This window comes from Streptosporangium sp. NPDC001681 (genome assembly GCF_040298085.1).
Lineage (GTDB): Bacteria > Actinomycetota > Actinomycetes > Streptosporangiales > Streptosporangiaceae > Streptosporangium.
Genome location: NZ_JBEOZN010000176.1, coordinates 1 through 16838, shown reverse-complemented (window position 1 = coordinate 16838; position 16838 = coordinate 1). Strand labels below are relative to the sequence as shown.

The 16838-nt window shown below is 72.0% G+C and carries 14 protein-coding genes; 11 read left to right on the top strand and 3 right to left on the bottom strand.

Going from position 1 to position 16838, the window contains the following annotated elements; translation table 11 throughout:
* The 3 genes from ABT130_RS43255 to ABT130_RS43245 form a co-directional block, all read left to right on the top strand.
* Window positions 1-528: 3-oxoacyl-[acyl-carrier-protein] synthase III C-terminal domain-containing protein (locus tag ABT130_RS43255; RefSeq protein ID WP_350965686.1), on the top strand; the 528-nt coding region annotated here is incomplete at its 5' end.
* Window positions 529-535: 7 nt separating this feature from the next.
* Complete coding sequence (locus ABT130_RS43250; protein WP_350965684.1) at window positions 536-1114, top strand: isoprenylcysteine carboxyl methyltransferase family protein; 579 nt, start codon at window positions 536-538, stop codon at window positions 1112-1114.
* Window positions 1111-2124 (top strand): NAD(P)/FAD-dependent oxidoreductase, encoded by a 1014-nt coding sequence (locus tag ABT130_RS43245; RefSeq protein WP_350919091.1) that lies wholly within the window; start codon window positions 1111-1113, stop codon window positions 2122-2124. The genes ABT130_RS43250 and ABT130_RS43245 overlap by 4 nt, the downstream gene beginning before the upstream one ends.
* 82 nt (window positions 2125-2206) lie before the next feature.
* On the opposite strand, the gene ABT130_RS43240 is transcribed toward ABT130_RS43245, so the two are convergent.
* Together ABT130_RS43240 and ABT130_RS43235 are read right to left on the bottom strand one after the other, a co-directional pair.
* The gene (locus ABT130_RS43240; RefSeq protein ID WP_350965683.1) at window positions 2207-3043 is read right to left on the bottom strand and encodes a hypothetical protein; all 837 of its coding nucleotides are present in this window, start codon (window positions 3041-3043) and stop codon (window positions 2207-2209) included.
* 141 nt (window positions 3044-3184) lie between these two features.
* Window positions 3185-5020: an AMP-dependent synthetase/ligase gene (locus tag ABT130_RS43235; protein ID WP_350965681.1), complete on the bottom strand. Its 1836-nt coding sequence runs from the start codon at window positions 5018-5020 to the stop codon at window positions 3185-3187.
* Window positions 5021-5200: 180 nt separating this feature from the next.
* Here ABT130_RS43235 and ABT130_RS43230 point away from each other — a divergent pair, with 180 nt between their 5' ends.
* Window positions 5201-6700 (top strand): peptide MFS transporter, encoded by a 1500-nt coding sequence (locus tag ABT130_RS43230; RefSeq protein ID WP_350965679.1) that lies wholly within the window; start codon window positions 5201-5203, stop codon window positions 6698-6700.
* A 38-nt stretch (window positions 6701-6738) separates the two neighbouring features.
* A complete protein-coding gene (locus ABT130_RS43225; RefSeq protein ID WP_350965677.1) occupies window positions 6739-7350 on the top strand; it encodes a trimeric intracellular cation channel family protein in 612 nt (203 codons plus the stop codon).
* 17 nt (window positions 7351-7367) lie between these two features.
* Here ABT130_RS43225 and yczR read toward each other — a convergent pair whose 3' ends face one another.
* Window positions 7368-8831 (bottom strand): MocR-like transcription factor YczR, encoded by a 1464-nt coding sequence (gene yczR / locus ABT130_RS43220; RefSeq protein ID WP_350965675.1) that lies wholly within the window; start codon window positions 8829-8831, stop codon window positions 7368-7370.
* Window positions 8832-8879: 48 nt separating this feature from the next.
* On the opposite strand from yczR, the gene yczE reads away from it, so the two are divergent.
* From yczE to ABT130_RS43190, 6 genes are all read left to right on the top strand, one after another.
* A complete protein-coding gene (yczE, locus tag ABT130_RS43215) occupies window positions 8880-9524 on the top strand; it encodes a membrane protein YczE (RefSeq protein WP_350965673.1) in 645 nt (214 codons plus the stop codon).
* A 9-nt stretch (window positions 9525-9533) separates the two neighbouring features.
* Window positions 9534-11294 carry a glycoside hydrolase family 15 protein gene (locus ABT130_RS43210; protein ID WP_350965671.1) on the top strand — a complete coding sequence of 587 codons (1761 nt, stop codon included), beginning with the start codon at window positions 9534-9536 and terminating at the stop codon, window positions 11292-11294.
* A gap of 162 nt (window positions 11295-11456) precedes the next feature.
* The gene (locus ABT130_RS43205; RefSeq protein ID WP_350919070.1) at window positions 11457-11711 is read left to right on the top strand and encodes a hypothetical protein; all 255 of its coding nucleotides are present in this window, start codon (window positions 11457-11459) and stop codon (window positions 11709-11711) included.
* 88 nt (window positions 11712-11799) lie between these two features.
* Complete coding sequence (locus ABT130_RS43200; RefSeq protein ID WP_350965669.1) at window positions 11800-12648, top strand: nucleotide exchange factor GrpE; 849 nt, start codon at window positions 11800-11802, stop codon at window positions 12646-12648.
* Between the two features lie 142 nt (window positions 12649-12790).
* Complete coding sequence (locus ABT130_RS43195; RefSeq protein ID WP_350965667.1) at window positions 12791-14617, top strand: dynamin family protein; 1827 nt, start codon at window positions 12791-12793, stop codon at window positions 14615-14617.
* Between the two features lie 65 nt (window positions 14618-14682).
* Complete coding sequence (locus ABT130_RS43190) at window positions 14683-16608, top strand: dynamin family protein (RefSeq protein ID WP_350919061.1); 1926 nt, start codon at window positions 14683-14685, stop codon at window positions 16606-16608.
* Window positions 16609-16838 lie beyond the last annotated feature (230 nt).

Sequence of the window (16838 nt, the reverse complement as noted above, 5' to 3'; positions counted from 1 at the left end):
GCGGGCGCTCCCGCGACCGCCTGGCCCGCGGGGCCCGCGGGCTCCTCCCCCTCCACCGGCGAGCCGGCCTCCCACCGGCCCTGCGGACGGGCGGCTCCGGCGGTGGTGGCCTCGCGCAGCCATCTGTATCCCGGCTCCGAGCACGTGATGGGCTGGCACGTCGGCGACACCGGCTTCCGCGTGCTGCTCGACGCGAGTGTCCCCGAGGTGGTGCGCACCTACCTGGCCGACGACGTGCACGACTTCCTCGCCGACCACGACCTGAGCAGCGAGGAGGTGACGGCGTGGGTCTGCCACCCGGGCGGCCCCAAGGTCCTGGAGGCGGTGGCCGAGACGCTGCGGCTTCCCGAGGACGCGCTGGATCTCACCTGGCGCTCGCTCGCCGCGATCGGAAACCTCTCCTCCTCCTCGGTCCTGCACGTCCTGCGGGACACGCTCGCCCTGCGGCCACCGCCGCCCGGCACTCCGGGGATGCTCCTGGCGATGGGGCCGGGTTTCTGCTCCGAACTCGTACTGCTGCGCTGGTAGGAGCCCGATGTCCTGGCATCTGTCGTCCTGGTACCTGCTCCTTGTGCTGCTCATCGGCCTTGAGCGGATCGCCGAACTGATCGTCGCCCGCCGTAACGCGCGATGGAGCACGGCGCGCGGCGGAGTGACGTACGGGCGGGGCCACTACCCGTGGATGGTCGCCCTGCACACCGCTCTGCTGGCCGGATGCCTGCTGGAGGCGGGTCTGGCCAGCCGGCCCTTCGTGCCCGCGCTCGGCTGGCCGATGCTCGCCCTGGTGGTCGCCGCGCAGGGTCTGCGCTGGTGGTGCGTGGTCTCGCTGGGCCCTCAGTGGAACACCCAGGTGATTGTGGTGCCGGGCCTGCCGCTGGTGGAGCGGGGGCCCTACCGGCTGCGCCTGCTCCGCCACCCCAACTACGTGGCGGTGGCCGTCGAGGGGGCGGCGTTGCCGCTGGTGTACGGCGCGTGGGTCACCGCGCTGACGTTCACGGTGCTCAACGCCGCGCTGATGAGGGTGCGGATCCGCTGTGAGGAGGACGCTCTGGCCTCGCTCGCCACGGCGACACCGGACGGCGCACCGCCCGCCACCGGGCGGGCGCCGGCATGATCGACGTCCTGATCGCGGGCGGGGGGCCGGCCGGGCTGGCCACCGCCATCCACGCCGCCCTGGCCGGGATGGAGGCCGTCGTCGTCGAGCCCAGGGCCCTACCGGTGGACAAGGCGTGCGGCGAGGGGCTGATGCCCACCGGGGTCGCGGCCCTGCGGTCGCTGGGGGTGCGGGTCGAGGGCAGGCCGCTGCGCGGCATCCGCTACCTGGACGGCCGTCACGAGGCGGAGGCGGCGTTCCGCGACGGCTCCGGCCTGGGCGTACGGCGGACCACGCTGCACACCGCACTGTCCCTGCGGGCGCGGGAACTGGGTGTGCGGGTCGTTCCCGGCAAGGTGGACGGCGTGCGGCAGGACTGCCGTCTCGTCGAGGCGGCGGGACTGCGAGCCCGCTGGCTGGTGGCCGCGGACGGCCTGCACTCCCCGCTGCGCGCCCTGCTCGGACTGGAACTGCCCTGCCGCGGGCCGCGCAGGTACGGGCTTCGACGGCACTACCCGGTCGCGCCGTGGACGGACTTCGTCGAGGTCCACTGGGCGGCGGACGGCGAGGCGTACGTGACGCCGGTGGGCGAGAACCTGGTGGGCGTCGCCGTGCTGAGCTCTCGACGGCGTGGCTATCCGGAGCACCTGACGGACTTCCCCTCGCTCCTGGAGCGGCTGGAGGGACCGGCAGCCACCCCGGTGCGCGGGGCGGGGCCACTGCGCCAGCGGGTCCGCGCCCGGGTGGCGGGGCGAGTGCTGCTGGTCGGCGACGCGGCCGGCTACGTCGACGCGCTCACCGGGGAGGGGGTGTCGCTCGCGCTGACGTCCGCGCGGTTGCTGGTCGACTGCCTGCGGGCCGGTGCCCCCGGGGCGTACGAGGCCGCCTGGCTACGGCTGTCGCGACGGCATCGGCTGCTCACCGGGGCGCTGGTGGGCAGCCGCCGTTACCGGGCGGCGGGGCGGCTGATCGTCCCGGCCGCCCGGCGGCTGCCCGCCCTGTTCGGCGCGGCGGTGCATGCCCTGGCCTGACCCGGCCACCGGGCTCCGCGCCGCTCCGTTCCCGGACGGAGGTCACGGACGCGCGGCCGTCGGGGCGGCAGGTGACCTCACATCAGCGTGGCGAGACCTTGTGGATGACCCCCAGCCTGGGGGCGTAGTGCGTCGTGCCCTCGAACCTGAGCCGCCACTCACCGCCGGTACGCCCCTCCACCATCCTGGTGAAGCGTCCGTGGGAGTCGGTCGTGGCACCGGCCGCCTTCGTCCAGTCGGCGTCCCTGCCGGCCCGGTGCATGATCTCGACGGGCTGGCCGGGGAAGGGGGCGTAGTCGAGGTGCCCCTGAGGGTCGACCCGGTTCAGCGCGCCCGTCACGCGCACCCCCGAGCCTCCTGGGGCCACCTGGACTCCGCCGAACCTGGTCAGACGCTTCAGCAGGAAGCCCTTATGTCCGGTGACCTCGGCGCCGTCCGCGCCCCTCGCGGTCACGGAGACGGTCCAGGGTCCGGCCGGATACCAGCGGCTCAGGCTCTTCTCCGGCGCGAACCGCCAGGTCTCCCACCCCTCCCACGGACGGAACCCGGTCATCCCCGCCGCGCCCGGGGCGAGGCGGGCGGACACGGTCGGGCCGGGTACGGGACCGGGCGCGAGGGCGGGGCCCCTGCCGGGACCGCCGCCCGGGCGGGACGCGGTGACAGGGAAGGACGTTCCCTTCGAAGCGGGGGTCGCACCCGGCTCGACCTTGATCGTCACCCCCTCGGGGCCGATGACGCCTCGGGCCACCACCTCTATCACCATGCGTACCGTGTCGGCGGGCCCGACCACGGGATTCGCGGGACGCAGGGTCACCGAGCGGATCGTCAGGTCCTCGGCTGCGGCCGCCGGAGCTCCTGCCGGTACCGGCAGGGCCACGGCCCCGGCCGCCAGGGATGCGAGAAGGACTCTCAACGTCATGACCAGGAGGCTAGGAGTCCGCCGGTAACAGGCAGGTAGAGGACACACGCCCCGTTGGGCAAAGCGGCGCCCGGCCGGCGCCGGAGACCGAAGTCCGAATCCGGAGCCGGCGGGCGGCGGGCGGCGGGCGGCGGGCGGCGGTCAGTCCTCGTACATGCCGTCGATGATCTCGGCGTACTTGGCGTGGATGATACGACGCTTGAGCTTCAGGCTCGGGGTGAGCTCCGCGGTCTCGGCGGTCCACTCCACCGGCAGCAGGCTCCAGCGCTTGACCTGCTGGACCCGGGCCAGTTTCTCGTTGGCGACGGCGATGGCGCCCTCGACGGCCTTGAGGACGTCGGGGTGATCGGCGAGGTCCGCCAGGGTGGTGAACGTGATGCCGTTGGCCTGCGCCCAGCCGGGGGCCACCTCGCCGTCGAGGGTGAGGATCGCCACCGGGTAGGGCCTGCGGTCGCCGTAGGCGAGGGCCTGACCGATGAGCGGGTGCTCCTTGAGGTAGTTCTCGATGTTGGCCGGGGAGATGTTCTCGCCTCCCGCGGTGATGATGAGCTCCTTCTTGCGGTCGAGGATGCTGACGAAGCCGTCGGCGTCGATGGAGCCCACGTCACCGGTGTGCAGCCAGCCGTCGGCGTCGATCAGCTCGGCGGTGGCCTCCGGCCGTCCCAGATAACCGTGGGTGTTGGCCGGGCTGCGGGTGATGATCTCGCCGTCCTCGGCGATGCGGACCTCGACGCCGGGCCCCGCCTGGCCGACGGTGCCGAGCTTGAAGCTGTTGGGGGCGTTGGCGGTGAAGGCACCGGTCGTCTCGGTCATCCCGTACACGTCCAGGACCCGCAGGCCGAGACCGGCGAAGAAGCGCTGGACCTCCAGCGGCATGGGCGCGGCCGCGGTGGCGAGCCAGCCCGCGTTGTCGAAGCCGATCATCGACCGGATGATCGACAGCAGCGCCGCGTCGGCCTGCTCGTAGGCGGCCAGGACCTCGGGCGAGGGGGTACGCCCGTACTGGTTGGCCTCGATGTAGGCGAGCCCGGCGGCCATGGCGTTGCGCACGCCCTCCTGCTGCTCCTCGGGCTGGGTGGCCAGCAGTGCCTGCAGGCGGGCCATCATCTTCTCCCACACGCGCGGGACGCCGAAGAACAGCACCGGCTTGACCTGGCCGAGGGTCGCGCCGAGCTGGGCGAGGTCGGTGCAGAAGTGGGTGTGGGAGAGCTTGAAGAGCGGCAGGTAGAGGCTGAGCACCCGCTCGGCGATGTGCGCGTAGGTGAGGTAGGAGATCTGGGTGCCCTTGCTGGGCAGGTCGGCCATCCTGTTGGTGGCCACGACCTCGAAGAACACGTTGGAGTGGGTCAGCGGCACACCCTTGGGGTTGCCGGTGGTGCCCGAGGTGTACAGGACCGTGAGAACGTCGTCGGCGGTCACCGCCTGCCAGCGGGCGTCGACGACGGCGGGGTCGGCCGCGAGCCGGTCGCGGCCGAGGGCCAGGAAGTCGTCCCAGGAGACGAACCGGTCACCGGCCGGGGCATCCTCCAGCACGATCACCTTGCGCAACTCGGGAAGGTCGTCAAGGACCGGCTCCCACCTGGCCAGCTCCGCCGGTCCGCCGAGCACCGCGATCTTCGCCTTGACGTCGCCGGCGACGAAGGCCACCTGCTCGGGGGTGAAGGTCGAGTAGACCGAGCACGACACCGCGCCGGCGTGCACCGCGCCCAGGTCCGCCAGCACGTGCTCACTGCGGTTCACCATCATGAGCGCGACCGCCTCGCCGGGCTCCAGCCCGAGGGCGGCGAACCCGGCGGCGATCTCCAGAACTCGCTGCCGGGCCTCGGAGTAGGTCAGGGTGGACCAGCCCCCCTCGACCGGGTCGGAGTACGCCGGGGCGTCGGGGTCACTCTCGGCCGCCTCCCTCAGCTGATCGCAGACCGTCCGGCCCGCGATCTCCCTCTCGATGGCCGCCCGCTCCTCAAGGACACCGGTCATACAGAGCCTCCTGAAAGTGCTTACTTGCACGAGTGGCATGCATCGCACCACACGCCGTTCCTCCCGGACAAGACCCTGAAAGGGAGAAGAAACATCACAATGCACGGCCGCCTTCGGCACCCCGGCAGGATGCACACGTAGAGTTGTTGCTTGATCACGCTGTGACATTCTGGGGGGCGCATGCCATCGGGGAGACGTGCCCGCGAGAAGACCTTCTTCGGGCACCCGCGCGGCCTGGCGACACTGTTCGGCACCGAGATATGGGAGCGCTTCAGCTGGTACGGCCTGCGGGCCATCCTCGCCACCTTCATGGCGGCCTCCCCCGCCATCGGCGGCCTGGGCCTGAGCCAGCAGACCGCCCAGGCGGTCGTCGGCATCTACGGCGCGCTCATCTATCTCGTCGCCCTGCCCGGCGGCTGGATCTCCGACCGGGTGCTCGGTGCCCGCAGGGCGGTGCTGTGGGGCGCCTCCATCATCATGTGCGGCCACATCAGCATGGCCATCCCCGTCGAGACCGGCGCCTTCGTCGCGCTCGGACTACTCCTCATCATCGCCGGGACCGGGCTGATGAAGCCGAACATCTCCACGATGGTCGGCAAGCTCTACCCCCAGGACGACGACGCGCGCAGGGACGCGGGGTTCTCGATCTTCTACATGAGCATCAACATAGGCGCCTTCATCGCCCCCCTCGTCGTCGGCTGGCTCGCCTCGGGCAACCGCTGGCACCTGGGCTTCGGCGCGGCGGCGGTCGGCATGGCCCTGGGCCTTGCCCAGTACGTGCTGGGCAGGCGGCACCTGAAGGACGTGGGCGAGCGGCCGGGACACCGGCTGACCCCGCGCGAGCGCAGGCACTTCGGCCTCGCGGCGGCCGTCGCCGCACTCGTGGCCTGCGGCGGCCTGGCCGTCTGGACGGCGTCGGGCACCTTCGACCTCGACACCTTCGCACTCGTGATGACGTTGTTCATCGTGGCCGTGCCGGTGTTCTACTTCGGCTACATCCTGCTGGGCAGCCACAACCTGACCGATGACGAGCACTCCCGGATGAAGGCCTACATCTGGCTGTTCATCGCCGCCGCCATCTTCTGGATGATCTACGACCTGGCGCCGACCGTGCTGCTGTTCTTCGCCCAGAACAAGACGGACCTGTCACTGTTCGGCATCCGGATCACCCCGGCCACCACGCAGTCGTTCAACCCGCTGTTCATCATGATCTTCGTGCCGGTCTTCGCGGCGCTCTGGGTCAGGCTGGGCAACCGGGTGACCGCTCCGCACAAGTTCTCGGCGGGACTGTTCATCAACGGCCTGAGCTTCATGATCATGGCCCTGGCCGCCAAGCTGGCCGAGAGCGGGAGGATCTCGGTCTGGTGGCTGGTGCTGGTCTATCTTGTCCAGGTCTTCGGTGAGTTGTCGCTGAGCCCGGTCGGCCTCTCGGTCACCACCAAGCTCGCCCCCGAGGCGTTCAAGAGCCAGATGCTGGGACTGTGGTTCATCTCCATCTCGGTGGGCGATGCCGTGGGCGGGCAGACGGGGCGACTGAAGAACCACATGTCGGAGCCCGCGTACTTCCTGACCCTCGCACTGATCGCCGTCGTGGCGTCGCTGGTGCTGCTCGCGTTCGCCGGCAGGCTCCATGCGATGATGCGCGAGCACCGGCTGCCGAGCACCACCCCGCCCCCCTGACGTAAATCCCATATATCCGGTCATGGGATGATTTGTCGGTGAACAATGTGCTCGATCTCGTCGGGATCTTCGTCTTCGCTCTCTCCGGTGCCCTGGTGGGCGTGCGCAGGCGGCTCGACGTGGTGGGCATGGCCGTGCTGGCCGAGATGACCGCGCTGGGCGGCGGAATCGCCCGCGACCTGATCCTGAACGTGCGGCCCGCCGCCTTCTCCAGCATCGGCTACGTGGTCGTGCCGGTGCTGGCCACGGTGATCGTGTTCTTCTGGCACCCGCAGGTGGAGCGGGTGATGCCCGCGGTGAACGTGCTGGACGCCGCGGGCCTCGGACTGTTCTGCGCGGTCGGCACCGAGAAGGCGATGTACTTCGGCCTCACCCCCCTGCACGCGGCCCTGCTCGGGATCATCACCGCGGTCGGCGGCGGCATCCTGCGTGACGTCCTCGCCGGGCAGGTCCCCACCCTGCTGTACGACCGCCAGTTGTACGCGGTGCCCGCCACGCTCGGCTCGGCGGTCATGGCACTGCTCTACACCCTGAACCTGCACGGCTGGCCGGCCACACTGTCCGCCGCCCTGCTGGCCTTCGGGCTGCGCATCGTGGCCATGCGGCTGAAACTGCGGGCCCCGCTGGCCAGGGGCGTCACCTCCGGGTAAGCCCTCCCGGGGCGGGCTCAGAGGGCGGGGGTGAGCGGCTCGGCGGGCCGGGTGCCGTACGCCCCCCTGAGCCTGGCCTCCGCGATGCGCCGCACCGCCTCGACGAGGACCCGGGGCGGCTGGGTGAAGGGCAGCCGCAGCCGCCCCTCCAGCGTGCCGTCCACGCCGAACCACTGCCCGGGGGCCAGCCGGACCCCCTGGCAGGCCGCCGCGTCGGCCAGCGAGGTGGCCGAAGGTTCCGGCAGCCGCACCCAGAGCGAGCCGCCGCCCCTGGGCGGAACGAAGCTCCAGTCGGGCATCCGCGCCGCCAGCTCGGCCGCCAGGGCGTCCCTGGAGGCCCCGAGGAGGCGGGCGCGCTCGGCCCTGGCCCCCTCGATGTCCTCGAACAACCTGGCCACCACCAGCTGTTCGAAGAGCGGGCTGGCGATGTCGATGGAGGCGCGGAGCACGGCAAGACGGCGGACCGTGGCGGCGGTGGTGCGGACCCAGCCGATGCGCAGCCCGCCCCACCACAGCTTGGACGCCGAGCCGATGGTGATCACCCTCCCGTCGGTGTCGAAGGCGGCCAGCGGCGTGGCCCGGGCCTCCTCGTCGAGCGCCAGCTCACACCAGCTCTCGTCGACCACCAGAACCGTGTCGTAGCGCCGCGCCGCACCGGCCAGGGCCGCTCGCGCCGCGTCGTCCATCAGGTGTCCCGTCGGGTTCTGGAAGTCGGGGATCACGTACGCGAGGCGGGCGGCCGACTGGCGCATCGCGCAGGTCAGCAGGTCCAGGTGGCGCCAGCCCCCGTCGGGGATGCCGACTCCGACGATCCTGGCACCGCGCATCCTGGCCAGGTCGATGGCGTGCGGGTAGGTGGGCGACTCCAGCAGCACCGGGTCCCCGCGCGAGAGCAGCATCGTGGTCACCAGGTGGATGGCCTGCTGGGCTCCGGTGGTCACCAGGATCTGCTCCGGCCGGGTGGCCACCCCCCGCGCGCTGTAGCGGGCGGCGATCGCCTGGCGCAGCGGGGCGATCCCGAGCGGGTCGTAGCCCGTCCCGAGCGTGTAGCGGGGATACTGGCCGGTGACGGCGGCGATCGCCTCGGGCAGTGTCGAGATCGCGCTCGGGGCCGCGGTGTGCATCGGCAGCAGCCCGTCGTCCTCGGCGGCGATCCACGGATTGTCCGCGCCCAGCGAGCCCGCGTCGGGCAGCGCCGTCCAGCTCCCCGCCCCCTGCCTGCTCTCCAGGTACCCCTGCTCGCGAAGGAGGTCGTAGGCCGCGGTCACGGTGGTGCGGCTGACGCCCAGCGCCTCGGCGAGGTGGCGCTCGGCGGGCATCCGTACCCGCACCGGCAGCCGCCCGTCGAGGACCAGCGACCGCACGCTCTGGGCCAGCACCCGGTAGTACGGCCTGGCGCCGGGGGCGATCGCCAGGAGACGGGCGAGCTGGGGTCCACTGAGATACCGGTCCACACCAACCACCATAAGGCCACTTTTCATGATTGGCCCTTTTATCCGGAGGCGGCGGCCTGAACGATTGGGGCCATCATGAGCGAACCCTCCCTGCCCACCCTCGGCTCCCTTCCCAACCGGCTCACCCGCCTGTACGCGGGCCTGGCCCTCTACGGCGTCGGCATTGGCCTGCAGATCGAGTCCCAGCTGGGCAACAGCCCCTGGGACGTGTTCCACCAGGGGCTCTCCATCCACCTGGGCCTGTCGGTCGGCACCTGGATCATCATCGTGGGCGCCCTGGTCATGCTGCTGTGGATCCCGCTGCGGCAGAAGCCGGGGCTGGGCACCCTCAGCAACGTCGTCCTGCTCGGACTGTTCGCCGACGCGGTCATGTGGCTGGCCCCGACCCCGGACGCGCTCGCCGCGCGCTGGGCGTACCTGCTGCTCGGCGTCGTCGCCACCGCCGCGGCCACCGGCCTCTACATCGGCGCCGGTCTCGGCCCCGGACCGCGCGACGGCCTGATGACCGGCCTGAACCGCCTGGGCCTGTCCATCCGCTCGGCCCGCACCGCCATCGAGGTCACCGTACTGGCCGCGGGCTGGCTGCTCGGCGGGACCGTGGGAGTGGGAACGCTGGTGTTCGCCCTCGCCATCGGGCCGCTGACCCAGTTCTTCATGCCGCGGACCCGTCCGGGAGCGCGGTTGCGCTCCAGCCCCCCGGGGAGCGCGCCGAAGCGTTAGCTTCGAGGCATGTGGATCGAGGACTACGCTCTCATCGGCGACATGCAGTCAGCGGCCCTGATCGGCAGGGACGGCTCCATCGACTGGCTCTGCCTGCCGCGCTTCGACTCGCCCTCGTGCTTCGCGGCACTGCTCGGCAACGCCGGGAACGGCCAGTGGTGGATCGGCCCCGCGGACGCCGGGCGGCCCCACGCCACCCGGCGCCGCTACCGGGGCGAGACCCTCATCCTGGAGAGCGAGTGGGACACCCCCGGCGGCACGGTCCGGGTGACCGACTACATGCCCACCCGGCACACCAACCCCGACCTGGTGAGGATCGTGGAGGGCGTGTCGGGGACGGTGGAGATGGCCACCGAGATCCGCATCCGCTTCGACTACGGCCGGATCGTGCCCTGGGTGCGCCGCAGCGACGGCCTGCTGCAGGCCGTCGGCGGACCCGACTCCGCGTGGCTGCACTCCCCCGTCCCGCTCCAGGGCGGTGACTACGCCCACAAGGCGAGGTTCGAGGTCTCCGAGGGCGACAGCATGGCGTTCATCTTCACCTGGCACCCCTCGCACGAGCCCAGGCCCGAGGAGATCGACCCGTACGAGCAGCTGACCGCGACCGAGGAGCTGTGGGCCGAGTGGGTCGAGCGGTGCGGCTACCAGGGCCCGTGGCGCGAGGCCGTGGTCCGCTCGCTCATCACGCTCAAGGCGCTCACCTACGCCCCCACCGGCGGCATCGTCGCCGCCCCCACCACCTCACTGCCCGAGGACCTCGGCGGCGTGCGCAACTGGGACTACCGCTACTGCTGGCTGCGCGACGCCACCATGACCCTGGACGCCCTCATCGGCTCCGGCTACCTGGACGAGGCCCGCGCGTGGCGGTCCTGGCTGCTGCGGGCCATCGCGGGCCGCGGCCAGGACCTGCAGATCATGTACGGCGTCGCCGGGGAGCGCCGGCTCACCGAGCTTGAGCTCGACTGGCTGCCCGGCTACGAGGACTCCCGGCCGGTCAGGATCGGCAACGGCGCGGTCGACCAGCTCCAACTGGACGTCTACGGCGAGGTCCTGAACTCCCTGTACCTGTCTCGCGTCTCGGGCCTGGAGTCCGACCATCGGGCCTGGACCATCCAGTTCGAGCTGATCTCCTATGTCGAGGAGCACTGGGACGAGCCGGACGAGGGGCTGTGGGAGGTCCGCGGCCCACGCCGGCACTTCGTGCACTCCAAGGTCATGTGCTGGGTCGCACTCGACCGGGCCGTCAAGCACATGGAGACCTTCGGCAAGCCCGGCCCGCTGGCGCGCTGGAAGGAGCTGCGCGACCGCGTCCACGCCGAGGTCTGCGACAAGGGCTTCGATCCGGTACGCGGCACCTTCACCCAGTCCTACGGCTCGAACGAGCTGGACGCGGCCCTGCTGCTGATCCCGATCGTCGGCTTCCTGCCGCCGGAGGACCCGCGTGTGATCGGGACGGTGGAGGCGATCCAGCGCGAGCTGATGGTCGACGGCTTCGTGCTGCGCTACCCGGTCTCGGCCGACAACGAGGTGGACGGCCTGCCCGGCGGCGAGGGGGCGTTCCTGGCGTGCAGCTTCTGGCTGGCCGAGGTCCTGGCGATGATCGGCCGCAAGGACGAGGCAGTCGAGCTGTTCGAGCACCTACTGTCGCTCCGCAACGACGTCGGCCTGCTCGCCGAGGAGTACGACCCCCGCTACGGCCGGATGGTCGGCAACTTCCCACAGGCCTTCAGCCACGTGCCGCTGATCCACACCGCCCGCGCGCTCAGCTGAGGCGACGGCAGCTGACTGACCGTTTTATGCCCTTTAATCCCTATAGGGCGGCCAAGCCGACAGATTTCTTAAAAATCATCAAGAAATCTGGGATTCGGCTGCAACAATCCGGTGCGAGCGTGACTCTCATCCGCTGTAACACCACCGGAAAGGAACGAACCAATGAGCGATTTCGACGTGACCACCACGGACCTGGTCGACTACGACGGCGACGGGGGAACCGACGCCCAGCTGATCGACACCGACGGTGACGGCATCGCCGACGAGGAGCGCTACGACACCGACGGCGACGGCGTCACCGACGTCGTCTACCTCGACCACGACGGCGACGGCTACGTCGACGAGACCCGAGTCGACCTGAACGGCGACGGGGTCGCCGACTACACCGAGTACTCGGGTCCCTTCCCGACCGCCTGACGGAAAGAACCGGCGTGAGCCCGCGTGACCTCACCGGGAGGGGGCCCCGGATCCGGGTCACAAGGGCCGCCGACGAGAAAGGCGATCGATGAGGAACCGACGTGTGTTCCTTCCCCTGCTGTTGCTGGCCTGGCCGGCACTGACCGGCTGCGGCGCGGTGGCGGGACTCCGAGGGGAGACCGTCGGCACGCCCGCGGCATCCCTGCGAGGCGACGGTGTCGGCTCCCTGCGCCCCGGAGAGGCGGAATCCGTCACGGTGGGAACGCCGATCGGGTTCCTCCCGCTGCCCCTGGTGCTCGCGGTGGCGGCGGGCACCCTGGCCGCGGCGGCCGCGGGCCTGTATCTGTGGCATCGCAACCGCCGCCCCGCCCAGGCACCCGTGCCGGGCACCTGGCAGGTGGCCTCGTACGAGACACCGTGGCAGGGGACCCAGCCGCAAGGGACGCCTCCGTTCCCCGCGGGCCAGGCGGGCTCGGTGCCGGACCGACCCGCCGCCGACCCACCCGCCGGCCCACCCGCCGGCCCGTCGGAGGACCCGCTGTCCGAGGCACTGGCCCAGGTCTCCGGGAGCGGGATCAGCCCGGCGCTCACCCAGCAGGTGGAGAGGCTCTTCTCCGAGGGCCACCCCGGCCGTGCGGCCCTGGTCGGGGCCTGCGTGGACTACCGGGACCAGCTCGCGGAACGCCACCCCCGGCTGGCCGGGACACTGCTGGAGGCGCTGAACCGGGCCGGCGTCCAGGAGATCGTCGCGGACGGGCAGCGCTTCGACCCGCGCCTGCACGAGGCGTTCGGCACCGCGCCGGCCGGCAGCCCCGAACTGCACGACACCGTCGCCGAGACCGTCAGGCGAGGGTACGCCGACGGCGGGCACGTGATCCGCGTACCGCAGGTCGTCGTCTACCGCCATGCCTCACCGGGCTCCGGGGCGGAGCGGTGAGCGGCTCGGCGCCCCGCGAGAGCAGCGTGCCGCACCTCGCGACGGGCACCCGGTTCACCCCGGCCCTTCAGGCGGGCCCGCGGCCTCTCCCGGCCCGCGCGGCAGGTCACGAGAACGCACCGGACGGCCAGGGCGGTGACGCGTGAGCACCGGACCCGCGGATCTGCTGCGCCACCTGTGCGACACCACCTCGGCCAGGCTTTCCGGCGCGGAGCTGCGCGAGCGGGTGGCGCAGGTGCGCGCCGGCCTCGACGCGCCGCTGCGGGTCGCCGTGGCGGGCGCGGTCAGCAGCGGCAAGTCGACGCTGGTGAACGCGCTGCTCGGACTGCCCGTCGCTCCGGTGGACGCCGGTGAGTGCACCTTTGTCGTCACCCAGTACGAGTACGGCGAGGACGACGGCCGCATCACGATCGAGCTCCTTGACGGCGGCGTGGCCCACTCCCGGCTGTCGCCCGGCCACCGGCTCCCCTCGGAGCTCGGCGTCGACGTGGCCCGGATCCGGCGCCTGCGGGTCTCCCTGAACCTGCCGTCGCTGCGCACCGTCACCATCATCGACACCCCCGGCATGAACACGGTGACGGCCGCCAATGAGCGGGCGGCCAGGAGCATGCTGTTCGGCTCCGGTGAGGAGGACGACCGCGCACAAGCGATGATCTACGTGCTGCGCTACGTCCAGAAATTCGACGACACCACCCTCGCGGAGTTTCGCGGGCTGACCGACGCCTGCGGAATGAGCTGCGTCAACACCCTCGCCGTGCTCGGCCAGGTCGACCGGCGCGGCGACGAGGGCGACCCGTGGCCGACCGCCAGGCGGCTGGCCGCCAAGGGGTACGAGGACCTGCGCACCTCCGTCTTCGACGTGGTCCCGGTGATCGGCCTGCTGGCCGAGACCGCGCGGGCCCTCCCGCTGGGCGGCGAGGAGGTGGCGGCCCTGGAGACGCTGGCCGGGCTCGACGATGACGACCTGGAGGACTACCTCCTGGACCTGGACGACTTCCGCTCCGCGCCCGAGATACCCGTGCCGGCCGAGGTGCGCCACCGGCTGGTGGAGCGGCTGCACCGCTACGGCATCACCAGCGCGGTCGAGGCGGTGCGCGCGGCCAGCACCCTCTCCCCCGAGGCGCTCACCTCCCACCTGCTGGAACGCTCCGGCTACTCCTCCGCGGGGCGGGCCGCGACCGGCTCCGTGGCCGCGGGCATCGCCCACTTCGCCCGCCGCGCCGACCAGCTGAAGGCACTCGACGCGCTGACCCGGCTCCGCGCACTCGCCAGAACGCCGGCGATGGGGGCCGACCGCGCCACCCTGGACGCGCTGGCGGCCCAGCTCGACGAGAACCGGCCGATCGCGACCTCCCTGGGCGGCCTGCGGATCTTCACCGCCGCCGAGGCGCTCGGCCGCGGAACGCTGGTCCTGAACGAGGAGATGACCGCCGAGCTGCTGCGCCTGGCCCGTCACGACGAGCCCGCCGAGCAGCTCGGCCTGCCCGCGGGGGCCTCCTCCGAGCAGATCGCCGCCGCCGCCACCGCGGCGTCGATGCGCTGGCGCACGCTCGCCATGATGAGCGAGGGACGTGCCGGCGGACACCGGGCCAGGGACGTGCTGACCGTCCTGGAGGACCTCGTCTCGGCGGCGTTGGAGGAGCAGGCACCCTCCGGCGGCGGGGGCGGCGAGAAGCTCCCGCCGGTCCGCGTGGACCCCGCCGCGATCGAGACGCTGCGGGCCTCCCCCATGGTCCCGGCCGACGACCGGCGGGCGCTGGAACTGCTGCTCTCCGGGGCCGAGCTGGCCACCCAGCTCGGGGCGCCACCCGGGACCCCGCGCGCCGAGATCGCCGGTTACGCCGCCGCCCTGAGCGCCCGGTTCCGCACCCTCACCCACCGGCCACTCCCCCTGCGGCAGCGACGGGCGGCCGAGACCCTCTGCGAGGCGTACGAGACCATCTGGTCGCACCACGCGGACGGTTCCTGAGGCGGGACACCGCCGAAAGGCGGCACCGGCCCATCCCCATCCATCCCCGACAGGAGAAAAGGATCATGACGACCCCCGACCCGACCGGCCCCGTGGCCAGGCTGCTGCGCTACGCCAACGAGGTCCACGCGCTGGCCGGGCAGTGCGGCAGGCAGGACCTCGCGGAGGTGCTGGCCGCGTGCGCGGGCCGCTGGAAGGACGAGTGCACCGACATCGTGGTCGCCGGGGCACAGAAACGCGGCAAGAGCCGGCTGCTCAACACGCTGGTGGGCCACCCCGACCTGCTCCCGGTCGACGCCGACGTCGCCACCAACTGCTTTCTGTCGCTGCGGCGCGGCCCCCGGCTGGCCGCCGTCGTCCACCGCAGTACCGACTCGGGGCCGCTGCAGACACCGATCACCATCGAGTCGATCCCCGACTACGCCTCGATGCGCGGTGACGCGGGCAAGCGCCGCGACGTGGTGAGCGTGGACATCACCCTCGACAACCCCCTGCTCGACGGGTTGCGGCTGCTCGACACCCCCGGCGTGGACAGCCTGACGGTGGGGCACCGGCAGGTGACCGTGGCCATGCTCCAGCGGGCCGACGCGCTGCTGTTCGCGCTCAGCGCGCAGGACCAGCCGGTGCTCAGGCACGAGCTGGAGTTCCTCGCGGAGGCCGCCGAACGGGTCCAGGCGATCGTGTTCGTGCTGACCAAGGTGGAGGATTCGACCAACTGGCGAAACCTTCAGGAGGAGAACAGGACCCGCCTGAGGACGTTCGTCACCGAGGCGATCGCCGCCGACCCCGCCAGGGCCGCGACGCTGGCCCCGCTCCTGGAGGCACCGTGGATCCCGGTGAGCGCCAAGCTCGCCGAGGCCGCCGAGGCCAAAAGGCGCGAGGGGCGCGAGGAACGGGCGAACACGCTGCGGGCGCGCAGCGGCATGGACGCGCTGGAGCGGCACCTGCGCGCCTTCGCCGAGGGCAGGGAGTCGGCGCGGGGCGCCACGGTGGTCGCCGCCGCCCTGTCGGTGCTGGGCTCGCTGGCGACCAGCGCCAAGGACGACGTCGCCGCGGGCTCCGACGACGACGGCGACGTCACCGCCCGGCTCGCCGAGGTGGACGCCGACCTGGCGGGCCTGGCCGAGCTGTCCGCGCGGCGCAGGGCGGGCATGGTGGCCAACACCTTCATCGGACGCGAGGTGGGGGGCATCGTGGGCGCGCGGGTGGCCGAGATCCGCCAGCCGTACGAGAACACGATCGCCACGCTGAAGAAGCAGGCCCAGATCGACCAGTACATGGCGGAGCTGCCGGTGAGCGTCCAGCGTTCCCTGGAGGCCGCCTGGTCGCAGATCGTCTACGACGTGGAGAAGCTGGCCAGGACCACGCTGGACGCCTTCGCCCGCGATCTCGGCCTCGACCCGGTCGAGCTGACCGCCGACAGGCAGGCGATGCCCAACCTGTCGCAGGTCCAGGTCAAGGGCGACATGGCCGCCGAGGCCCCGGAAAGCGTGGACCTCATCCGGGACGTGCTGCCCTCGGCCTCGATCGGGCTGTCCCTGGGCGGCTTCGCCACGGCCCTGCTCGGCCCGGTGGGCTTCATCCTGGTCGCCCCGGCCATCGGCGCGGCCATCTTCATGGGGCGGCGCTCGATGGAGAAGGTGCAGCGCAGCCAGGCGGCGATCAGAGGGGCGCTGCGCGACCAGTTCGCCGTGGTCACCAGGGAGATGACACTCGACCTGGAGCGGATGGTGGCCACCTGGCGGGTGAGCGTCGAGCAGGCCGCCGACGACACCCTGGCCCGGCGGCGCCGGGAGCTGGAGACCAGACGCGCCGAGCTGAAGTCCGCCTCCGCCCGCTCGGCCGCCGACCGCCTCAAGGCCCGCAAGTCGGGCCAGGACCGGATCGCCGCGATCGGCACCCTCACCACGCGCGGCCACGAACTCCGCAAGGAACTGGCCGGCGCGGTGGCCGCCCTGGGCACCGAGCAGCCGGTCCCCGCGGGAACCTGACCGGGCGGCCGCCCCCTGCGGCAGCGCCGGTCACCCGAGTCCGGCGCTCTCATGGCCGGAACGACGGCCGTTCTCGTCCCCGGCCGAGGCCGGGGACGAGAACGGGTCAGAGCGGCAGGTGCACCAGGGTCGGACCGCTACGAGCCGCTTCCGTCACATCTGGTGGAGAAGGTCACCGGCTGATCGGGCGATGAGGCGTGTGCCCGGTGGCAGGTCGCCACCAGGTGGAC

Coding starts and splice junctions, on each gene's coding strand:
- ABT130_RS43250 (WP_350965684.1), top strand. CDS start 536: ATGTCCTGGCATCTGTCGTCCTGGTACCTGCTCCTTGTGCTGCTCATC.
- ABT130_RS43245 (WP_350919091.1), top strand. CDS start 1,111: ATGATCGACGTCCTGATCGCGGGCGGGGGGCCGGCCGGGCTGGCCACC.
- ABT130_RS43240 (WP_350965683.1), bottom strand. CDS start 3,043: ATGACGTTGAGAGTCCTTCTCGCATCCCTGGCGGCCGGGGCCGTGGCC.
- ABT130_RS43235 (WP_350965681.1), bottom strand. CDS start 5,020: ATGACCGGTGTCCTTGAGGAGCGGGCGGCCATCGAGAGGGAGATCGCG.
- ABT130_RS43230 (WP_350965679.1), top strand. CDS start 5,201: ATGCCATCGGGGAGACGTGCCCGCGAGAAGACCTTCTTCGGGCACCCG.
- yczR (WP_350965675.1), bottom strand. CDS start 8,831: ATGAAAAGTGGCCTTATGGTGGTTGGTGTGGACCGGTATCTCAGTGGA.
- yczE (WP_350965673.1), top strand. CDS start 8,880: ATGAGCGAACCCTCCCTGCCCACCCTCGGCTCCCTTCCCAACCGGCTC.
- ABT130_RS43210 (WP_350965671.1), top strand. CDS start 9,534: ATGTGGATCGAGGACTACGCTCTCATCGGCGACATGCAGTCAGCGGCC.
- ABT130_RS43205 (WP_350919070.1), top strand. CDS start 11,457: ATGAGCGATTTCGACGTGACCACCACGGACCTGGTCGACTACGACGGC.
- ABT130_RS43200 (WP_350965669.1), top strand. CDS start 11,800: ATGAGGAACCGACGTGTGTTCCTTCCCCTGCTGTTGCTGGCCTGGCCG.
- ABT130_RS43190 (WP_350919061.1), top strand. CDS start 14,683: ATGACGACCCCCGACCCGACCGGCCCCGTGGCCAGGCTGCTGCGCTAC.